Raw genomic sequence first — 15,592 nt, 5'->3', positions numbered from 1 at the left:
GCCAGGCACCGTTCTTTAATGTGCGATATGGCGCGTAATGCAGGAGAGCTGCACCCCGGATGAAAGCTGCACATTGAATCGCCGGCACGGTCGCCCTCCAACAAGCTCACGCACTGCAGGTCGGATCAGCGATGTCCCGGAACAAGAACCGACGGGAGACATTCGTGAGAACACTGGGCGCCATCGGCGCTGGTCTGATTTGCTGTTCATGCGCGGCCGCGGCCTACGCCGCCGACATCAAAGGAGCCGGCAGCACGTTCGCCGCTCCTCTCTACACCCGCTGGGCCGCCGACTACCAGAAGTCGGGTGGAAGCAGGGTGATCTATCAGGGCACGGGTTCGTCCGATGGGCTCAAGCAGGTGATCGCGCGGGAGGTCGACTTTGCGGGCTCGGACGCGCCGCTGACCGACGATCAACTGGCCCGCAACGGCTTGCGGCAATTTCCAACCGTGATCGGCGGCGTGGTGCCCGTCGTGAACCTTCCGGGGCTCAAAGCCGGCGAGGTGATGCTGACGGGGCCGGTCATCGCCGATATCTTTCTCGGCAAGATCCAGTTCTGGGACGACCCGGTAATCGTGCGGTTGAACCCGAAGCTCAAGATGCCGAATTACCCGATCGCCGTGGTGCGTCGCCAGGATGGTTCGGGCACGACGCTGATCTGGACTCACTACCTCGCGCAGGTCAGTCCCGAATGGAAGCGCAGGGTCGGCGAAGGCACTAGCGTGCGATGGCCGCTCGGCATCGGCGGCAAAGGCAACGAGGGCATTGCCACGTACGTCGGCTATCTGCCCGGCGCGATAGGCTATGTCGCCTGGGATTTCACCAAACAGAACCGCTTGAAGTACGTGGCCATGACCAATGCGGCGGGCAAGGTCGTGCAGCCCAGCGCCGCGACCTTCAACGCAGCGGCGGCGAGCGCCGACTGGTCGGGTTCCCTGTCGCAGTTGCTGACCAACCAGCCGGGCAGGGATGCGTGGCCGGTCATGGGCGCGACCTATGTGTTGCTGCCCACGACGCCGAACCAGCCGGGCCACGACGAAGCCACGCTGAGGTTTTTCGAATGGGCGTTGAGCCACGGCGGACCGACGGTCAGCGCACTGGACTACGTCCCGTTGCCTGACCTGGTCGTGACGAAGATCCGCTCACAATGGCCCGCCGAGCCGGGCGAAAAGCCGGTGCGCAAAGTGCTCGCGGTGCCGTGAGCCGAACTGCGCTTCGTGTTGCCGCGATGGCTAGCCTGAGCTGTCCCGCGCGGTCATGTCGCCGCAGGCGAGGCTTTTGCGAGTCGCTGCCGAGGCTGGCTTATGCGACGTGTACCCGGGGCGTGCATACAGGGACCGACGATGTACCCGAACTCGATGAAAGGGAGTCGTCAGGACGAGTGGGGCGAGCTCGTCCTGATCGTGATGAAGACCAGTCTCGCGGTGGCGCACGAGCTGGAATTGACGCCTGACGCCGTGCTCGACTGTGCTGCGAGGCATCTGCGCTTCGATGATTTCCGGTGTTTCGCGGCGGCGATGCTGGGTGCGGCGCGGGCGCAAGCGTGGTGTCGCCGGCGCGACGCCGGTCCATCGGTGGAGGCGTCACACATCAAGACCCTTGCTGCGCGCGTCGATATCGACAGGAACGTGCTCGCGTTCATGCCGGCGCTGTGCGCAGCCGAACCTCCGGATCACACGAGCGCTCCTGCTCACGCCTATGAACAGGTCGTCGCGGCCCTTCAGCAGTTGAAAGAAGACGTGCAACGCGTCTTTTCGCGCGGCGGCAGCGCTTTCAGCCGTGCGGACATCGAAGGCGCATCCGGCTTCGCAAAGGCGCTCGAGGCGATCATGCCGGCCGACGACGATTCCAACGCCTTCGAGCGCGCGTTCGCCGCGCTTTTGCAGGTGCGGTTTTCATCGCAACTCCAGCTCGTGCCTGGCGATGCGGAGCCGGTGCTGCGGGTTCAGGGCGCCGATGTCGATGCTCGAGGCAGCCGGACGCCTCTACCTTGATGCCGAAGCGTTTTGTAAATTCGTGCAGTCGTGTGTTGCGCATGTCGATTTCTCCCGTGATGATTCGTCGTAGTCACTCGAGGCAGCCTTGCCTTCAGATATTTTCGTCTTCAAAGGAAAAACCCAAATGCGCGTCATGGTCATCATCAAGGCAACCCCCGAATCCGAAGCGGGGCAAATGCCGACTACGGAACTCCTCACGGCGATGGGGCAGTACAACGAGCAATTGGTCAAGGCCGGCATCATGCAAGGCGGCGACGGGCTGAAGCCCAGTTCTGCCGGCGCTCGCGTGCGGTTCTCAGGGAAGGACCGCACCGTCATCGACGGCCCGTTTGCGGAAACCAAGGAATTGATTGCCGGCTACTGGGTGTGGCAGGTTCAATCGATGGACGAAGCGATCGAATGGGTCAAGCGCTGCCCGAATCCGATGCTGAGTGATTCGGAAATCGAGATTCGCCCGTTCTTTGAACCGGCGGACTTTGGCGAAGCCTTTACGCCCGAGCTTCAGGAAGAGGAAAACCGTCTGCGCAAGCAAATCGACGGGCAGATGCGTTGACGATTCTCACGCAATTAGCGTGTGGGCTTCCAGTCCGTTGTCCGGAAGCCCGATTCCATGGGTGACGATTGCCGTCAATGCGAAGGTATCTGCTCGATCTTGGCGGCGCTCAGGTCGCTCGGGAAGCAATGCGGATGTTCGAAGCCCGTCGGAGATCCGCTCGTCGAGTAGACGATGTTATCCGTGTTGTTCGGACCTTGACCGGCGGGCACACTGCCGAGCCCCGCGAGCTTGCGCATGCGATACGCGATCGCATGATCGGCGCAGGCGCTATCGCCGCTTACGCCTAATCCTCCAATGACTTTCCCTCCCGCATAAAGCGCGACGCCGCCACCGAAGGTAATCACGCCGCCAAGCGTGTGTCCGATGCCGCTGCCCTGTTCGAGGAAGCGCGCGTCAAAAGGATTCGAATTATTCAGTCCATAAAGGGAGCCGCCGGGTTGCGTGGCCGCGTAGAGGTTCGCCGTGGATAGCGCGAGCGCATCGTTGCTAAAGCCGTTCGCGGTATAAGCCTTTGCGATCGCGATGGCCCGACTGCCAGGCCAGGCGTCCCCGGTCACGATCACCGAACAGAGATGTCCCTGCCGATCGACGATGGCCGCCCACATCCGATTGGGTGTGAAGATCCCGCCGTTGCCATCTGGCAGGTTCACGACCGTACGCAACTGTCTTTCCACCAATGCGACCGTACCTTGCGGTAGCGTGCATCGGGCTTGTGGGACGTCATCATCGCCAGTCGCGCGACTTTCGTGCGAAAACGACGCAATGCAAAACGCTGCGACAGCGAGGGTAAGCATCTTACGCATGACGATTCTCCTGACGATCGATTTGACAGCAGGCACGCTGTAGGCGAGAGGGTGCGCAAACAGTAGGACAGCCAATGAAATAAACGACTCATTGCTGTTGAATGCGGGCGCGAGCTCATGAGAGCGAACTCGTGTAAATAGTGAAGACCATCATGCAAAGCTGAGTGGCCAAAACAAAGTCCACCTCGGCCACGCGGCACGTCAGTAACGTAATAAGTGATGGCGATGGTTTTGATCGATTTGATGGTGCGGCATATAGTTGGCGCGTGCGAAACACTTTTCCCGGAGATCGACGCGATGCCTTATCTGCAACTTGATGTAAACGATCACTACTCTGTCGAGAGTAAAAGACTGCTCGCGGCGAAAATGAGTGAGACCTATGCCCGGATGATGTCGGTCGATGTCAGGCGAATCAGCGTAGCCATACGAGAGCTCGGTCCGGGCGGCGTGTGGCGCATTGCCGAGGAGAGCGGGGAGCCGGTGCCCGTTGCCTTGATGATGCTCGATATCAGAAGAGGGCGGCCGCCGGAGTTGCGCATGGAGTTGGCCAAAGCCCTTTGCTCGCTCTGCATCGAGATTCTGGGCCTGCGCGAAGACCGACTCAACGTCGAATTCACGCAGCACTCGGGCGACGAGATGTATCACCCGGCGCTCGGAGGTTATAGTCCGGAATGGGAGCCGGGCCAGAGATGAGTGTTCGCAGGATCGGATCTACGCCGGTTGCGCCACAACCTGATTCGAAATAGGAGAAGGGCCATGAGCAGGCTTGCCACATCGCTGGCAAAGAATCGGCGGACGCGACCGTGGTGGATGGTCTTGATCGCCACGGTGTTCTGTTTCCTGTGCCACAGCGTCGTCGCGCAAGCGGACGACAGCGCGGCTCGCCTGCGCGAGAAATATCAAGGTCTGACGCAGCAACTCGCGCACAACCCGTTTCATCGGCCGCTGTACCTCGAATCGCAGGAGCTGCCGTCGGCGCTCAAGGGCGATATCTACGGTGTGCTCAACTATCCTTTCGCGGTGGTCAGCGGCGCGCTCAGCGACCCTGCTCAGGGCCCGGCCAACTGGTGCGACGTGCTGATCCTGCATCTGAACACCAAATACTGCCACGCGTCGATCAGCGATAGCGGTACGGTCCTCACCGTGAACATCGGCAAGAAGACCGAGGAAACTCTTTCGTCGTCGTACCGCGTGCAATTCAACTTTAGCCCGGTAGCGAGCACCGCTGATTATTTTCGCGTCGAGCTCTCCGCGGCCACGGGTCCGCTGAGCACGAAGGACTACCGTATCGTGCTTGAAGCGATCCCGGTCGGCGATAACCGTACCTTTATTCACCTGACCTACGCATACGGATACGGCACCGCGGGACGGATCGCGATGAAAACCTATCTGGCGACGATCGGCAGCGACAAGGTCGGCTTTTCGTTGACGCCCGATTCGTCGCCGAGCGAGCCGCAATACATCGGCGGCGTGCGCGGCCTGGTCGAACGCAATACGATGCGCTATTTCCTCGCTATCGATGCCTATCTTGGCGCGCTTTCCAGCCCGCCCAACGCCCGGCTCGACAAACGTCTGGCCGACTGGTTCGATGCGACCGAGCAGTTTCCGCGGCAATTGCACGAGGTCAGCCGCGCCGACTATATGCAGATGAAGCACAACGAGTATCAACGTCAGCAGACCGCCCAGTGACGAGCGCGGCGTCTGATCAATGCAACGCCATCACGCGTTGAAGATTTTTTTCGCCTGGATGTCGATCGGGTGGTGCGTCGATCGTCGTTAGCTGGTAAGGCAATCGGTCAGGAACCCCTCGTAATCCGACTCAGGAGCACACACTGTGAACAGGCTCGACAATCCAATCCTGCAAGTTCTGGAAGGCTACACAGCCGCGGTATGGGCCAAAGACGTGGACGCGTTCGTCGCGCTCTACGACCGCGATGCGGTGATCTTCGACATGTGGGGTACGTGGTCGTACAACGGCATCGCATCGTGGCGTGCGATGGCGGAGGGCTGGTTCGGTTCGCTGGGTGCGGATCGCGTGATCGTGGATTTCAGCGAGGCGCAAACGATGGTCGCCGCGGACCTTGCCGTCATTCACGCCTTCGCGACATACAAAGCCGTCGACGCCGGCGGCGCGGAACTGCGTGCGATGGACAATCGCCTGACCATGACGCTGAGGCAGCAGGCCGACGGATGGAAGATCGTCCACCAGCACACCTCTTCTCCGATCGAGGCCGGCACGGCGCAGGTGATTTTCAGGCGCTAGCGGTTTGGTGGTTCGACAGCGCGCTTCGACTCGCGAATAATCATGGCTGCGCGACTTTCCCATTAGCGACGTACCTTCTGTCTGAAAGCAGCCATGAAACCATTGCTTGCCGGCCAATGCCTTTGCGGTGCCGTCCATTACTCGGTAAAGGACGAATTCGTCTATGCGTTGAACTGCCACTGTTCAAACTGTCGGCGCGCAACCGGCTCGGCGTTCAAACCCTTCGCGGGAATCGAGCGCGGCAAGCTGCGTATCACTGAGGGCGAACACAGCCTGCTGATTTTCGGCGATCAGCGCGCGTCGCACGATGTGCGCTGCAAAATATGCGGAAGCCTGATGTTCTCGGTGGTTCGAAACGGTGAATACGTTCACGTCACACTGGGAACCCTCACGGACTCGCCTACCATCTCTCCCACTGCCCACATTTTCGTGGGTTCCAAGGCGCCGTGGTATTCGATCACTGATCAACTGCCCCAACACGACGAATTCGGGTAACTCCTCGGGTAACGCTCTACCTATCGCAGCATCGCCTCGAAAGACCGAACCACCTCGGCATTGAATCGTTGATGGAACGCCGCCCGGTCGAAGCCCGGCGCGCTGTCGCAAATCTGCGGGCGCAGCCGCGCAAGACGCGCATCGCAGGGCGGCAGAAAGTCGTAGTGGCCTGCGTTGGCCACCACGCGATAGTCGGCAGCGCGGGGCAGGTCGTCCCGCACCGGCTCGTCGTACCACGGATGCGGCTGATGACGATCGTCGGCGGCGCTCCACAGCTGGAGCGCAGCCCGCACGCCGCTCAAGCCCGTGCGGCCGAACGCGAAGCCGAACGAAGGCGCGGCGATCACGACTGCCTTGATGCGCGCATCGTGGACCCAGACACCGGCTGGAACATGCGCGGCGAAATCGACGTCGACGCCAGCATGCCGCAATGCTTCGCACAAGTCATGGTCCGCGTGGACTTCGCAAAACGGGGCGATCTTCGACAGATCCGGGATGCCGCCCGCGGCCACGAGCACGGTGAAGCCACCGTTCGAAAAGCCGAATGCGCCGATGCGATCCGCATCGAGCCGCTCGTGCCCCCGCCAGTCGTCCAGCATGTAGTCCACCAGCCGATGAACCTGCGCGGGGCGGCGCCAGAGTTGCAGCACGCGGCTCTGGTCATCGAAGGTATCGCCGGCGTGGCTGACCGCCGCTGCGACGAAGCCCGCGCGAGCCAGCGCGACAGCCGTGTCGTAATGAGCGCCGTACCAGCCGCCGCCGCCGTGCGACAACACCACCAGCGGCAGGTGATCGCCCGCGATCGGAGCGTCGGCGGCGACGGTCTGGGTAGCGCCGCCCGGCGCGTGCGGTGTGGCCGGCGCGTCGGTCGGATACCAGATTCCGGCAGTAAGCGGCGGCTCGGCGCCGTTCGGTATGTCGACCTTCTGAAAGCCGACCCCGGCGGCGCCGGCCGGCGCGCCGGGCATCAAGGCCAGCAGAACGGCGACGATCGCCAACCATTTCACGGCGTTCTCCTATGAGACCAAAGTCCAATTGAATCTTTGAGGTGCGGGTTCAATAGTAGTGAAACGCCGCGTTCTGTCGACGACAAGGCCGGCGCGATTCTCTTCCTGAAGATGCCGGAATTGCAGGCAGGCCTTGGTATTGGCGTCAAAAACGTTCCAGTGGGTTCGAGTTTTCGCGATTGCTGGCAAATCACGGTGTCGCCGCGCCACCGCGCCGCGACCTCGCCGGAGAGGAACCTATGCTGCTCACACCGCTTTCCCAACGCACGCCTGCGCGAGAGATGCTCGATGTGCTGATCCGCGCAGGACTCATTGCGATCCTGGCCGTGTTCTGCTTTCGGATCTTCGCGCCGTTTCTTAACCTGATGGCCTGGTCGGTGATTCTGGCGATCACGCTGTATCCGCTGCAGGTCCGTCTGCGCCATACACTCGGCGGCAAGGATGGTCTGATCGCCACGCTGATCATCCTCGTCGCGTTTGCCGTGATTCTGGTGCCCACGTATGCATTGGGTCTCGCGGTCGCCGATTCGATCGAGAAATCGATAGCCATTGCGAAGAGCGGCAGCTTCCAGATTCCGCCTCCGGCCGAGTCGGTGGCGAGTTGGCCGATAGTCGGCCAGCGCGTGTACGACTTCTGGCTCCAGGCATCGACGGACCTGACCGGCCTTGCGCATAAGTTCGCCCCGCAGCTGAAGGAGGCCGGTCTTGCCGTGCTGGCAACGGTGACGGGCCTCGGCGCCGGGCTGGTGATATTTTTTGTCGCGCTGATCATCGCTGGAATCCTGATGGCCCACGGTGAGAAGGGCTATCACAGCGCGGTGCAGATCGCCTCGCGCATCTCGGGACCCGAGAACGGGGTTCAGATCGCCGATCTGTGCACGGCGACGATTCGCGCGGTGGCTCAGGGCGTGGTGGGTATCGCGTTCATCCAGATGCTGCTGATCGGCATCGGCTTCATCGTGAAGGGCATACCCGGCGCGGGGCTGCTCGCGCTGGCCGTGCTGCTGCTCGGCATCATGCAACTGCCAGCCACGCTGATCACCATTCCGGTGATCGCCTTCGTGATCGTCACGGACGGTGTGAGCACCGCAAACATCATCTTCGCGGTCTACGTGTTCGTCGCGGGCCTCGCCGACAACGTGCTCAAACCCTTGATGCTGGGCCGCGGCGTTGCGGTGCCGATGCCCGTCGTGCTGATCGGAGCGCTCGGCGGCATGGTGACGGGCGGCGTGATCGGGCTATTCGTCGGGCCCGTGATGCTGGCCGTCGGTTATCAGCTGTTCTGGCGCTGGGTCCGTGACCAGCCGCAACCCGCGCAAGCCGCGCAGATCCACGAACAGAAGCAGACTTGAAGCGCGAGGATGGCTCCGTGTCACCGTTCACGCGTCCGTACGGGATCGCAGCGCTCTTGGGGGCGCTCGGCCTGAGCGGATGCATGCGGGTGGGTCCGGACTTCAAGCCGCAGCATGAAGCGTGGAGCGAGCACTGGAGTAGTGCGTCGATCACGCAGGTCACGCAGCAAAGCGCACAGCCCGACGTGCGCCAATGGTGGCTGATTTTCGGCGACCAGAATCTCGAACGTCTGATTGCGGAAGCCGACGCGAACAACGGCGACCTGAAGATCGCCGGACTGCGCGTGCTCGAGGCGCGCGCGCAGCTCGGCATCGCGCTCGCGGGACGCTATCCGCAGGTGCAGCAGGCGAGTGCCGATGTACTCGCGTCGGCGCGCAAGCGCTCGGGGGGCTCCAATCCGCGCTCGGGTCTCTTCGTGCAGTACGGCGCGGGTTTCGCGATCGGCTGGGAGCTGGATTTCTGGGGGCGTTTCAGCCGCGCGATCGAATCGGCCGACGCCGCGTTCTTCGCCGCGCAAGCGACCCGCGACGATGCGCTGGTTCTATTGCACGCCCAGGTCGCGGATACCTATTTCACGCTGCGGGTCGCACAGGCGCGGCTACGGATCGCGCGCGAGAACGCCCAGTTGCAAAAGCGCAGCTATGACATCGCTCAAAAGCTCTTCAAGGCCGGCGAATCCGATGAGCTCGACTTCCAGCAGGCAAAGACGCAGTACCTCGGGACACTGAGCAGCATCCCCGACCTCGAAAGCCAGATCGTGCTGGCGCGTCATGCGCTGTCGGTGCTGATCGGACGAGCGCCGGGTCCGCTGCCGGAACTCGACGTGCAGCCGGGCAAGGAAGGCGTAGTGCCGCTGGTGGATCATGCGGTGTTGCAGGACGTGCCGGCCGATCTGCTGTTGCGCCGCCCGGACGTTCGCGCGGCCGAGTATCAGATGGCTTCGCAGTCGGCGCTGATCGGCGTGGCCAAAGCGGATCTGTACCCGTCCATATCGTTGCTCGGCACGCTCACGTGGACCGCCAGTTCGCTCGCGGGCGCACCGAGCACACTGCTCTTTGCCGCGGGCCCGAGCGTCACGTGGAACGTGTTCGATTACGGCAGGATCACGAACAACGTGCGTGTCCAGGACGCGCGGCTGCAAGAGTTGACGGTCGCTTATCAGAACACGGTGCGCGAGGCGGCGCGCGAGGCCGACGATGCCGCGACCGCGCTGATCGCCGCGTTGCAGCGCGACACCATTCTGAATGACGCGCAACGCGCGGCGCGGCGCTCGCTGACCCTCGCCAATACGATCTATCGGGAAGGGTATTCGGACTTCCAGCGGGTGCTCGATGCGCAGCGCGCGCTGTTCGCGCAGCAGGACGCGTACGTGGTCAATCGCAGCAATGCGCTCGGCAGTGTGATCGCGCTTTACAAGGCGCTCGGAGGCGGCTGGGAGACCGAACAGCCGCTCGTCGATGCGGCGACGCGCGCGCAGATGCGGCAACGCACGGATTGGGGCGACCTGCTCGACGAAACGGCGCGGACTTCCGGTACGCCGGCGCAGGCCGAAGGGGCGTCACGATGAGCGATACCCAGGATACCCGCGAGCCGCAAACCGCCGCTTCGCCGAAGTCGCCGACGCCTGCCGCGGACCCTTCGCGTAGGGCGGTCAAGGTGGTCGTCTGTCTGATCGTGCTGAGCCTGATCTGGTATCTGCTCGCCGACCGTTTCACGCCGTATACGCAGCAGGCGCGGATTCAGGCCTATGTCGTGCCCGTCGCCGCAGAGGTGTCGGGGCGCGTGACCCGGGTGTTCGTCCACAACAACCAGGATGTCAACGCGGGGGACGTGCTGTTCGAAGTCGATAGCGAGCCCTACCGCATTGCCGCCGACCGCGCGCGCGCCGATCTGGAGTCCACGCGCCGTCAGGTCGGGGCCAGCACGGCCGGTATCGAGTCGGCTCTCGCGGCGTTGCGGGCCGCCATCGCGAACGAGGTCAAGGCGCGCCAGGACAGCGACCGTCTCGAGCGGCTCTATCGTGAAGACGAGGGCACCGTTTCGCTGCGACGTCTCGAAGTCGCGCGGGCGACGCATGCACAGGCGCTAAGCCAGGTCGACGGAGCGCGTGCCGAAGTCGAGCGCGCGCGGGAGCAGCAGGGCGGACACGAGGCGGAAAACGCTCAGTTGCGCAGCGCCGCCAGCGCATTGGAGAAGGCCGAACTCGATCTCGCGAATGCGCGGGTCAGGGCCCGTTCGAGCGGCGTCGTAACCGATCTGCGCACGGAAGTCGGTCAGTTCGCGGCGGCGGGCAATCCGGTGATGACGCTGATCGCGATCCGCGACGTGTGGGTTAGCGCCGACATGACGGAGAACAATCTGGGTCATCTGAAACCCGGCACGCGCGTCGAAATCGCATTGGACGTGCTGCCCGGTGAAGTGTTCGACGGGCGGGTTCGCAGTGTCGGCTACGGCGTGAGCGTGGGACAGACCACGCCGGCCGGCAGCCTGCCCACCGTGCAGAATAGCCGCGACTGGCTGCGTCCCGCACAACGCTTTCCGGTGATCGTCGAATTCGACGACAACGAGCGCGCGCGCCTGCGCGATCTGCGGGTGGGCGGGCAGGCCGAAGTGATGGCGTTTCCGACCCAGGGCAATCCGCTCAATCCGCTGGGACACGCGTTCATCCGGCTGATGAGCTGGCTTTCTTATGTCTATTGAGAGGCCCATGCAGCTCGTGACCCAGCGCCTCGGTTATCGCGCGATACGTGTTGCGCTGGGAACGGCGATCGCTGTTGCGGTCAGCTTTGGACTCGATTTCCCGATCCCGGTCGTCGCGCCGGTATTCACGGTCTTTTTGCTGGCCACGCAGAATCGGCCGCTGTCGTTGAAGGCTGGCGTGATTCTGTCGCTGGTCGTCGCATCGACCACCGGCAGCGGCTTGCTGCTGGTTCCGTTGCTGCGTCACTACGCGCTGGCCGGCGTGATGATCGTCGGCCTGATGTTGTTCTTCGCGTTTCGTTATGGCTTGCGCGGCGGCAACAATCTCGTCGCCACTTTTCTGGTCGCGGGACTGACGATGATTTCCGCCGCGGGCACGGCCGACTTCGAGCTGGCATTGACGGTCGTCGGCGCGCTGGCGAAGGGGCTGCTGCTGGCCGTGCTGGTGTCGACGCTCACGCACAGCTTGTTTCCCGAGCGCATGGATGCACGAGAACAGCCCGCCGCGGCAGCGATGGCGCAGGACAAGGCGGCCTATATCGCGCTGCGTGCCGCGCTCGTCGTGATGCCGGCCTATCTGCTCGCGATGACCGATCCGGCGAATTACATGCCGATCATCATGAAGTCCGTCAGCCTCGGCAGACAAACCTGCACGACCTCGGCTCGCGGCGCCGCACGCGATCTGATCGGCTCTACGTTGCTCGGCGGTCTGCTTGCCATCGCCTTCTGGTTTGCGCTGAGGCTGTTCGTGCATCTGTGGATGTTTTTTCTGTGGATGCTGCTGTTCGGTCTGCTGGTGGGGCGCAAACTCTACGGCCTGCAACCGACGCGTTGCTCGCCGGGATTCTGGCTGAACAGTCTCGTGACGATGATCATTCTGCTCGGGCAATCGGTGCAGGACAGCGTGGCGGGCAAGGATGTCTACACCGCGTTTGCCGTGCGAATGGGGCTCTTTCTGGCCGTCACGGTCTACGCATGTTTGATGCTTCTGCTTTTCGAGCAACACCGCCGTGTGGAGTGAGGCGGTGCGTCATGCCGCAAAGCCGGCCCGGTGATCGCAACAGGAGCGTGCAATGGGAAATGCGACAGGCGAAGGCGCGGGCCGACCCCGGGCCGGCGAGATCCTGAAGGAAATGGCGATCACCGTGTGGTATCTGCGAGCGATTCTGATCGGCCTGCTTCTGCTATTCGTGCTGCTGACGGTCGGCATGTACTACTGGGGCGCGCCTGTCGAGACCGCGAACCGCACACCGTCGCCACTGGGCGAAACCGTGTACTTCTGTGCGATCACGGCGCTTACTATCGGGTACGGCGACGTGGTGCCCACTTCGTCGTTTGGCCGGATCGACGCCGCATGCCTCGGGCTGATCGGCGTGGTCTTCACCGGCTTGATCGTGGCCGCCGCTGTGCGCGGGGTGCAGGAGGCCGCGCATCGGGCGCAAAGGATCGGATAGCGAGGTAAGGTATCGCGGGCGGGCAGAGTCCGGCCGTGCATGTCGGCGTCGCCGTCGCCGGGAAGACGGGCTGGCGCGCGGAATGCTTCCCTCGAAGTCTTGACGCAATGGAGACGACACACAATGGCACGCTTGCTTTGCGATATCTGCGGTGTCCGGCCGGCGACGGTGCGGCTTGCGGTACTTCAGAACAACCAGCGTCAGGTGCTCGACGTCTGTGATTTTCACTACGCGCAACTGACCCGCCATCAACGCTCTATCTCGCCGCTGGAAGCGCTGTTTCGCGCGCAGGCATCGGCCCAGGAGCCGTCCGCTGCCGATCCGTATGCCGCGCAGCAGCCCGTCGAAGGCGGCGAGGCGTTCAGCATCGAGCGGCATTTCAGCGATGTCGCGATGGAGATGCTGCAGCGCGCCGCTGAAACCGCGGCGCAGTTCGGCCGTCGCGAGGTCGATACCGAACACCTGCAATACGTGCTCGCCGACCATGCGGCCGTCGAAGCAATCCTCGCTTCGCTCGGCGTGAAGGGGAGCGATTTGCGCGCGTATATCGATGCGAACGCGGAGAAGCGCGAGCCCGCCGCACCGAGCCCGCGCGAGCCGATGGGCGTCTCGCCGCGACTGAAGAGCGCGCTCGATCGCGCGTTCCTGGCGTCCCGCCAACTGGGTCACAGCTCGGTCGGCGCCGAACATCTGCTGATCGGTCTGGCCGAAGTGCCGGAGAGCTTTGCGGGGCAACTGCTGGGCCGGCTCGGGGTTCAGGCGCCGGCGCTGCGTCAGCAGACGCTGCGCGCGGCCGGCGTGCAGAAGCCAGCGGCGCCGCGCCAACCGTCGCGCACGCCGCAGCTCGACAAGCACAGCCGGGACCTGACGGTACTGGCGCGCGAAGGCCGGCTCGACCCCGTGATCGGAAGGTCCAGCGAAATCGAAACGATGGTCGAAGTGCTCGCGCGCCGGCGCAAGAACAACCCGGTGCTGATCGGCGAGCCCGGCGTCGGCAAAACGGCGGTCGTCGAAGGGCTGGCACAGCGGATGGTCAACGGTGACGTGCCGGAGTCGCTGCGCAACAAGCGGCTCGTCGAGCTCAACGTGAATTCGATCGTCGCGGGCGCGAAGTACCGGGGCGAATTCGAAGAGCGCGTGAAGCAGGTGATCGACGAAGTGCTGGAAAACCAAGAATCGCTGGTGCTGTTCGTCGATGAAGTGCATACGATCGTCGGCGCGGGGCAGGGCGGCGGCGAAGGCGGTCTCGACATCGCCAACGTGTTCAAGCCGCCGATGGCGCGCGGCGAACTCAATCTGATCGGCGCAACGACGCTCGCCGAATATCAGAAGTACATCGAAAAGGATGCGGCGCTCGAGCGGCGCTTTCAGCCGGTGCTGATCGCCGAGCCGTCCGTCGTGCAGACCATCAACATTCTGCGCGGACTGCGCGACCGGCTGGAGGCGCATCACAAGGTGACGATCCAGGACGATGCGATCGTCGGCGCGGCGGAGTTGTCGGATCGCTATATCTCCGGGCGCTTTCTGCCCGACAAGGCAATCGACCTGATCGATCAGGCCGCGGCGCGTGTCAATCTGTCGTCGACGTCGCGTCCCGCCGCTGTGCTCGAACTCGAAGCGGAAATCGGTCAATTGCGCCGCGAGCAGGACTATGCGGCATCGCGCAAGCAATTCGATCGCGCGCATGCGCTCGGCAGCGAGATCACCGCGAAGGAAGAGCAGCTGCGCGAGTCGACCGACGCGTGGAAGAAGAGCATCGGCACCCACACATCGCATGTGAGTATCGGGCAGGTCGCCGAAATCGTCGCGCGGCTCACCGGCATTCCCGTCGCGCAGTTGACGGCCGAGGAAAAGGAGCGGCTTCTGAATATGGAGCAGCGCTTGCATCAGCGCGTGATCGGCCAGGATGAAGCCGTCGTGGCCGTCAGCGATGCAGTGCGGCGCGCGCGTGCCGGCTTGCAGGCGCGGCACCGGCCCACGGCCGTGTTTCTGTTTCTGGGGCCGACCGGTGTCGGCAAGACCGAGCTGGCGAAAGCGCTCGCCGAAGTCGTGTTCGGCGACGAGGATGCGATGCTGCGCTTCGACATGAGCGAATACATGGAGCGTCATACCGTCGCGCGTCTGATCGGTTCCCCGCCCGGCTACGTCGGCTACGAAGAGGGCGGGCAGCTGACCGAACGCGTGCGGCGCAGACCGTACAGCGTGATCCTGCTCGACGAAATCGAAAAGGCGCATCCGGACGTGTACAACGTACTGCTGCAGGTTTTCGACGATGGACGCCTGACGGACGGCAAAGGTCGCGTCGTCGATTTCAGCAATACGCTGATCATCGCGACGAGCAATCTCGCGTCCGACGTGATCACCGGACAGAACCGCACGGGGCCCGGATTTTTCAGCCAGGCGGGTTCCGTCAGCGTGGAAAGCGGCGTGATGAACGTGCTGCGGCAGCATTTCAGGCCGGAGTTCCTGAACCGGATCGACGACATCATCGTGTTCAAGTCGCTGGGCCGCGACGAGACGCGTCAGATCGTGCGGATTCTGCTGGAGCAGGTGCGGCGCATTGCCAGCAGTCAGGACATCGAGCTGAGCTTCGACGACTCGCTCATCGACCATCTCGCGACCGAGGGCTACCGGCCCGAGTTCGGCGCGCGCGAACTGCGCCGGCAGATCCAGCAGCGCGTCGAGAATCCGTTGGCGAAGGCGCTGATCAATGGCGAAATCGGTGAAGGGATGCGGGTGGTTTGCCGCTACGATTCGCAGGAGCAGCGGGTGGCGTTCGAGCCGGTCTCCGAAGCAGGGGGATCATCGTCGTAGAAGGCGATCGAAACGCTTACAGAGCCTCCTCGCTGGGGGCTCTCGGCTATTGACTACCGGCGCGAAAAGGGGGAGCTTGTCTGTTTGGTTCAGGTTCGCTGTTGTCTCGATCAGTTCGACTATCCGAGGTGACCATGTGGATCTTGCGTT

15 protein-coding genes are annotated in these 15,592 nt (G+C 63.3%); 13 read left to right on the top strand and 2 right to left on the bottom strand.

The genetic code is table 11. The features are described from left to right. The first annotated feature begins 131 nt into the window (after positions 1–131). The 3 genes from pstS to QFZ94_RS23490 all read left to right on the top strand — a co-directional run bounded on the left by pstS (position 132) and on the right by QFZ94_RS23490 (position 2,550). Complete coding sequence (gene pstS / locus QFZ94_RS23500) at positions 132–1,202, top strand: phosphate ABC transporter substrate-binding protein PstS (RefSeq protein ID WP_429459898.1); 1,071 nt, start codon at positions 132–134, stop codon at positions 1,200–1,202. 141 nt (positions 1,203–1,343) lie between these two features. Beyond that, the gene (locus tag QFZ94_RS23495; RefSeq protein ID WP_429459896.1) at positions 1,344–1,994 is read left to right on the top strand and encodes a hypothetical protein; all 651 of its coding nucleotides are present in this window, start codon (positions 1,344–1,346) and stop codon (positions 1,992–1,994) included. A gap of 127 nt (positions 1,995–2,121) precedes the next feature. Then, a complete protein-coding gene (locus QFZ94_RS23490; protein ID WP_410849078.1) occupies positions 2,122–2,550 on the top strand; it encodes a YciI family protein in 429 nt (142 codons plus the stop codon). Between the two features lie 74 nt (positions 2,551–2,624). On the opposite strand, the gene QFZ94_RS23485 is transcribed toward QFZ94_RS23490, so the two are convergent. Further along, positions 2,625–3,356 carry a GlcG/HbpS family heme-binding protein gene (locus QFZ94_RS23485; protein WP_410848925.1) on the bottom strand — a complete coding sequence of 244 codons (732 nt, stop codon included), beginning with the start codon at positions 3,354–3,356 and terminating at the stop codon, positions 2,625–2,627. Positions 3,357–3,653: 297 nt separating this feature from the next. Here QFZ94_RS23485 and QFZ94_RS23480 point away from each other — a divergent pair, with 297 nt between their 5' ends. The 4 genes from QFZ94_RS23480 (at position 3,654) to QFZ94_RS23465 (ending at position 6,114) form a co-directional block, all read left to right on the top strand. Beyond that, entirely contained in the window at positions 3,654–4,049 is a 396-nt protein-coding gene (locus QFZ94_RS23480; protein WP_368582908.1) for a tautomerase family protein, read from the top strand. A gap of 63 nt (positions 4,050–4,112) precedes the next feature. Then, positions 4,113–5,045 carry a hypothetical protein gene (locus QFZ94_RS23475; RefSeq protein WP_429459894.1) on the top strand — a complete coding sequence of 311 codons (933 nt, stop codon included), beginning with the start codon at positions 4,113–4,115 and terminating at the stop codon, positions 5,043–5,045. 145 nt (positions 5,046–5,190) lie between these two features. Then, complete coding sequence (locus QFZ94_RS23470; protein WP_429459892.1) at positions 5,191–5,619, top strand: YybH family protein; 429 nt, start codon at positions 5,191–5,193, stop codon at positions 5,617–5,619. Positions 5,620–5,712: 93 nt separating this feature from the next. Then, the gene (locus QFZ94_RS23465) at positions 5,713–6,114 is read left to right on the top strand and encodes a GFA family protein (RefSeq protein ID WP_152852128.1); all 402 of its coding nucleotides are present in this window, start codon (positions 5,713–5,715) and stop codon (positions 6,112–6,114) included. Positions 6,115–6,134: 20 nt separating this feature from the next. On the opposite strand, the gene QFZ94_RS23460 is transcribed toward QFZ94_RS23465, so the two are convergent. Continuing rightward, the gene (locus QFZ94_RS23460) at positions 6,135–7,121 is read right to left on the bottom strand and encodes an alpha/beta hydrolase family protein (RefSeq protein ID WP_429459889.1); all 987 of its coding nucleotides are present in this window, start codon (positions 7,119–7,121) and stop codon (positions 6,135–6,137) included. Between the two features lie 239 nt (positions 7,122–7,360). Here QFZ94_RS23460 and QFZ94_RS23455 point away from each other — a divergent pair, with 239 nt between their 5' ends. The 6 genes from QFZ94_RS23455 (at position 7,361) to QFZ94_RS23430 (ending at position 15,442) form a co-directional block, all read left to right on the top strand. After that, a complete protein-coding gene (locus QFZ94_RS23455) occupies positions 7,361–8,473 on the top strand; it encodes an AI-2E family transporter (RefSeq protein WP_368582751.1) in 1,113 nt (370 codons plus the stop codon). A gap of 17 nt (positions 8,474–8,490) precedes the next feature. Continuing rightward, positions 8,491–10,041 carry an efflux transporter outer membrane subunit gene (locus QFZ94_RS23450; RefSeq protein WP_429459887.1) on the top strand — a complete coding sequence of 517 codons (1,551 nt, stop codon included), beginning with the start codon at positions 8,491–8,493 and terminating at the stop codon, positions 10,039–10,041. Further along, positions 10,038–11,174 (top strand): HlyD family secretion protein, encoded by a 1,137-nt coding sequence (locus tag QFZ94_RS23445; protein WP_429459885.1) that lies wholly within the window; start codon positions 10,038–10,040, stop codon positions 11,172–11,174. Before QFZ94_RS23450 ends, QFZ94_RS23445 begins: the two co-directional genes overlap by 4 nt. A 7-nt stretch (positions 11,175–11,181) precedes the next feature. Then, positions 11,182–12,195: a DUF2955 domain-containing protein gene (locus QFZ94_RS23440; RefSeq protein WP_410848916.1), complete on the top strand. Its 1,014-nt coding sequence runs from the start codon at positions 11,182–11,184 to the stop codon at positions 12,193–12,195. Positions 12,196–12,247: 52 nt separating this feature from the next. Beyond that, on the top strand, positions 12,248–12,628 hold the full coding sequence (locus tag QFZ94_RS23435; RefSeq protein ID WP_429459882.1) for a potassium channel family protein: 381 nt from the start codon (positions 12,248–12,250) through the stop codon (positions 12,626–12,628). Positions 12,629–12,751: 123 nt separating this feature from the next. Beyond that, entirely contained in the window at positions 12,752–15,442 is a 2,691-nt protein-coding gene (locus tag QFZ94_RS23430; RefSeq protein WP_429459880.1) for an AAA family ATPase, read from the top strand. Positions 15,443–15,592 lie beyond the last annotated feature (150 nt).

This window comes from Paraburkholderia sp. JPY465 (genome assembly GCF_050436725.1).
In the GTDB taxonomy this organism is placed as follows: Bacteria; Pseudomonadota; Gammaproteobacteria; order Burkholderiales; family Burkholderiaceae; genus Paraburkholderia; species Paraburkholderia youngii.
Note: the sequence above shows the minus strand (reverse complement) of the source record. Positions and strands in the feature narration are given on the sequence as shown.

What these genes read in the sequence shown, in the direction of transcription:
- pstS (WP_429459898.1), top strand. Translation starts at nt 132, where the DNA reads ATGTCCCGGAACAAGAACCGACGGGAGACATTCGTGAGAACACTGGGC.
- QFZ94_RS23495 (WP_429459896.1), top strand. Translation starts at nt 1,344, where the DNA reads ATGTACCCGAACTCGATGAAAGGGAGTCGTCAGGACGAGTGGGGCGAG.
- QFZ94_RS23490 (WP_410849078.1), top strand. Translation starts at nt 2,122, where the DNA reads ATGCGCGTCATGGTCATCATCAAGGCAACCCCCGAATCCGAAGCGGGG.
- QFZ94_RS23485 (WP_410848925.1), bottom strand. Translation starts at nt 3,356, where the DNA reads ATGCGTAAGATGCTTACCCTCGCTGTCGCAGCGTTTTGCATTGCGTCG.
- QFZ94_RS23480 (WP_368582908.1), top strand. Translation starts at nt 3,654, where the DNA reads ATGCCTTATCTGCAACTTGATGTAAACGATCACTACTCTGTCGAGAGT.
- QFZ94_RS23475 (WP_429459894.1), top strand. Translation starts at nt 4,113, where the DNA reads ATGAGCAGGCTTGCCACATCGCTGGCAAAGAATCGGCGGACGCGACCG.
- QFZ94_RS23465 (WP_152852128.1), top strand. Translation starts at nt 5,713, where the DNA reads ATGAAACCATTGCTTGCCGGCCAATGCCTTTGCGGTGCCGTCCATTAC.
- QFZ94_RS23455 (WP_368582751.1), top strand. Translation starts at nt 7,361, where the DNA reads ATGCTGCTCACACCGCTTTCCCAACGCACGCCTGCGCGAGAGATGCTC.
- QFZ94_RS23445 (WP_429459885.1), top strand. Translation starts at nt 10,038, where the DNA reads ATGAGCGATACCCAGGATACCCGCGAGCCGCAAACCGCCGCTTCGCCG.
- QFZ94_RS23440 (WP_410848916.1), top strand. Translation starts at nt 11,182, where the DNA reads ATGCAGCTCGTGACCCAGCGCCTCGGTTATCGCGCGATACGTGTTGCG.
- QFZ94_RS23435 (WP_429459882.1), top strand. Translation starts at nt 12,248, where the DNA reads ATGGGAAATGCGACAGGCGAAGGCGCGGGCCGACCCCGGGCCGGCGAG.
- QFZ94_RS23430 (WP_429459880.1), top strand. Translation starts at nt 12,752, where the DNA reads ATGGCACGCTTGCTTTGCGATATCTGCGGTGTCCGGCCGGCGACGGTG.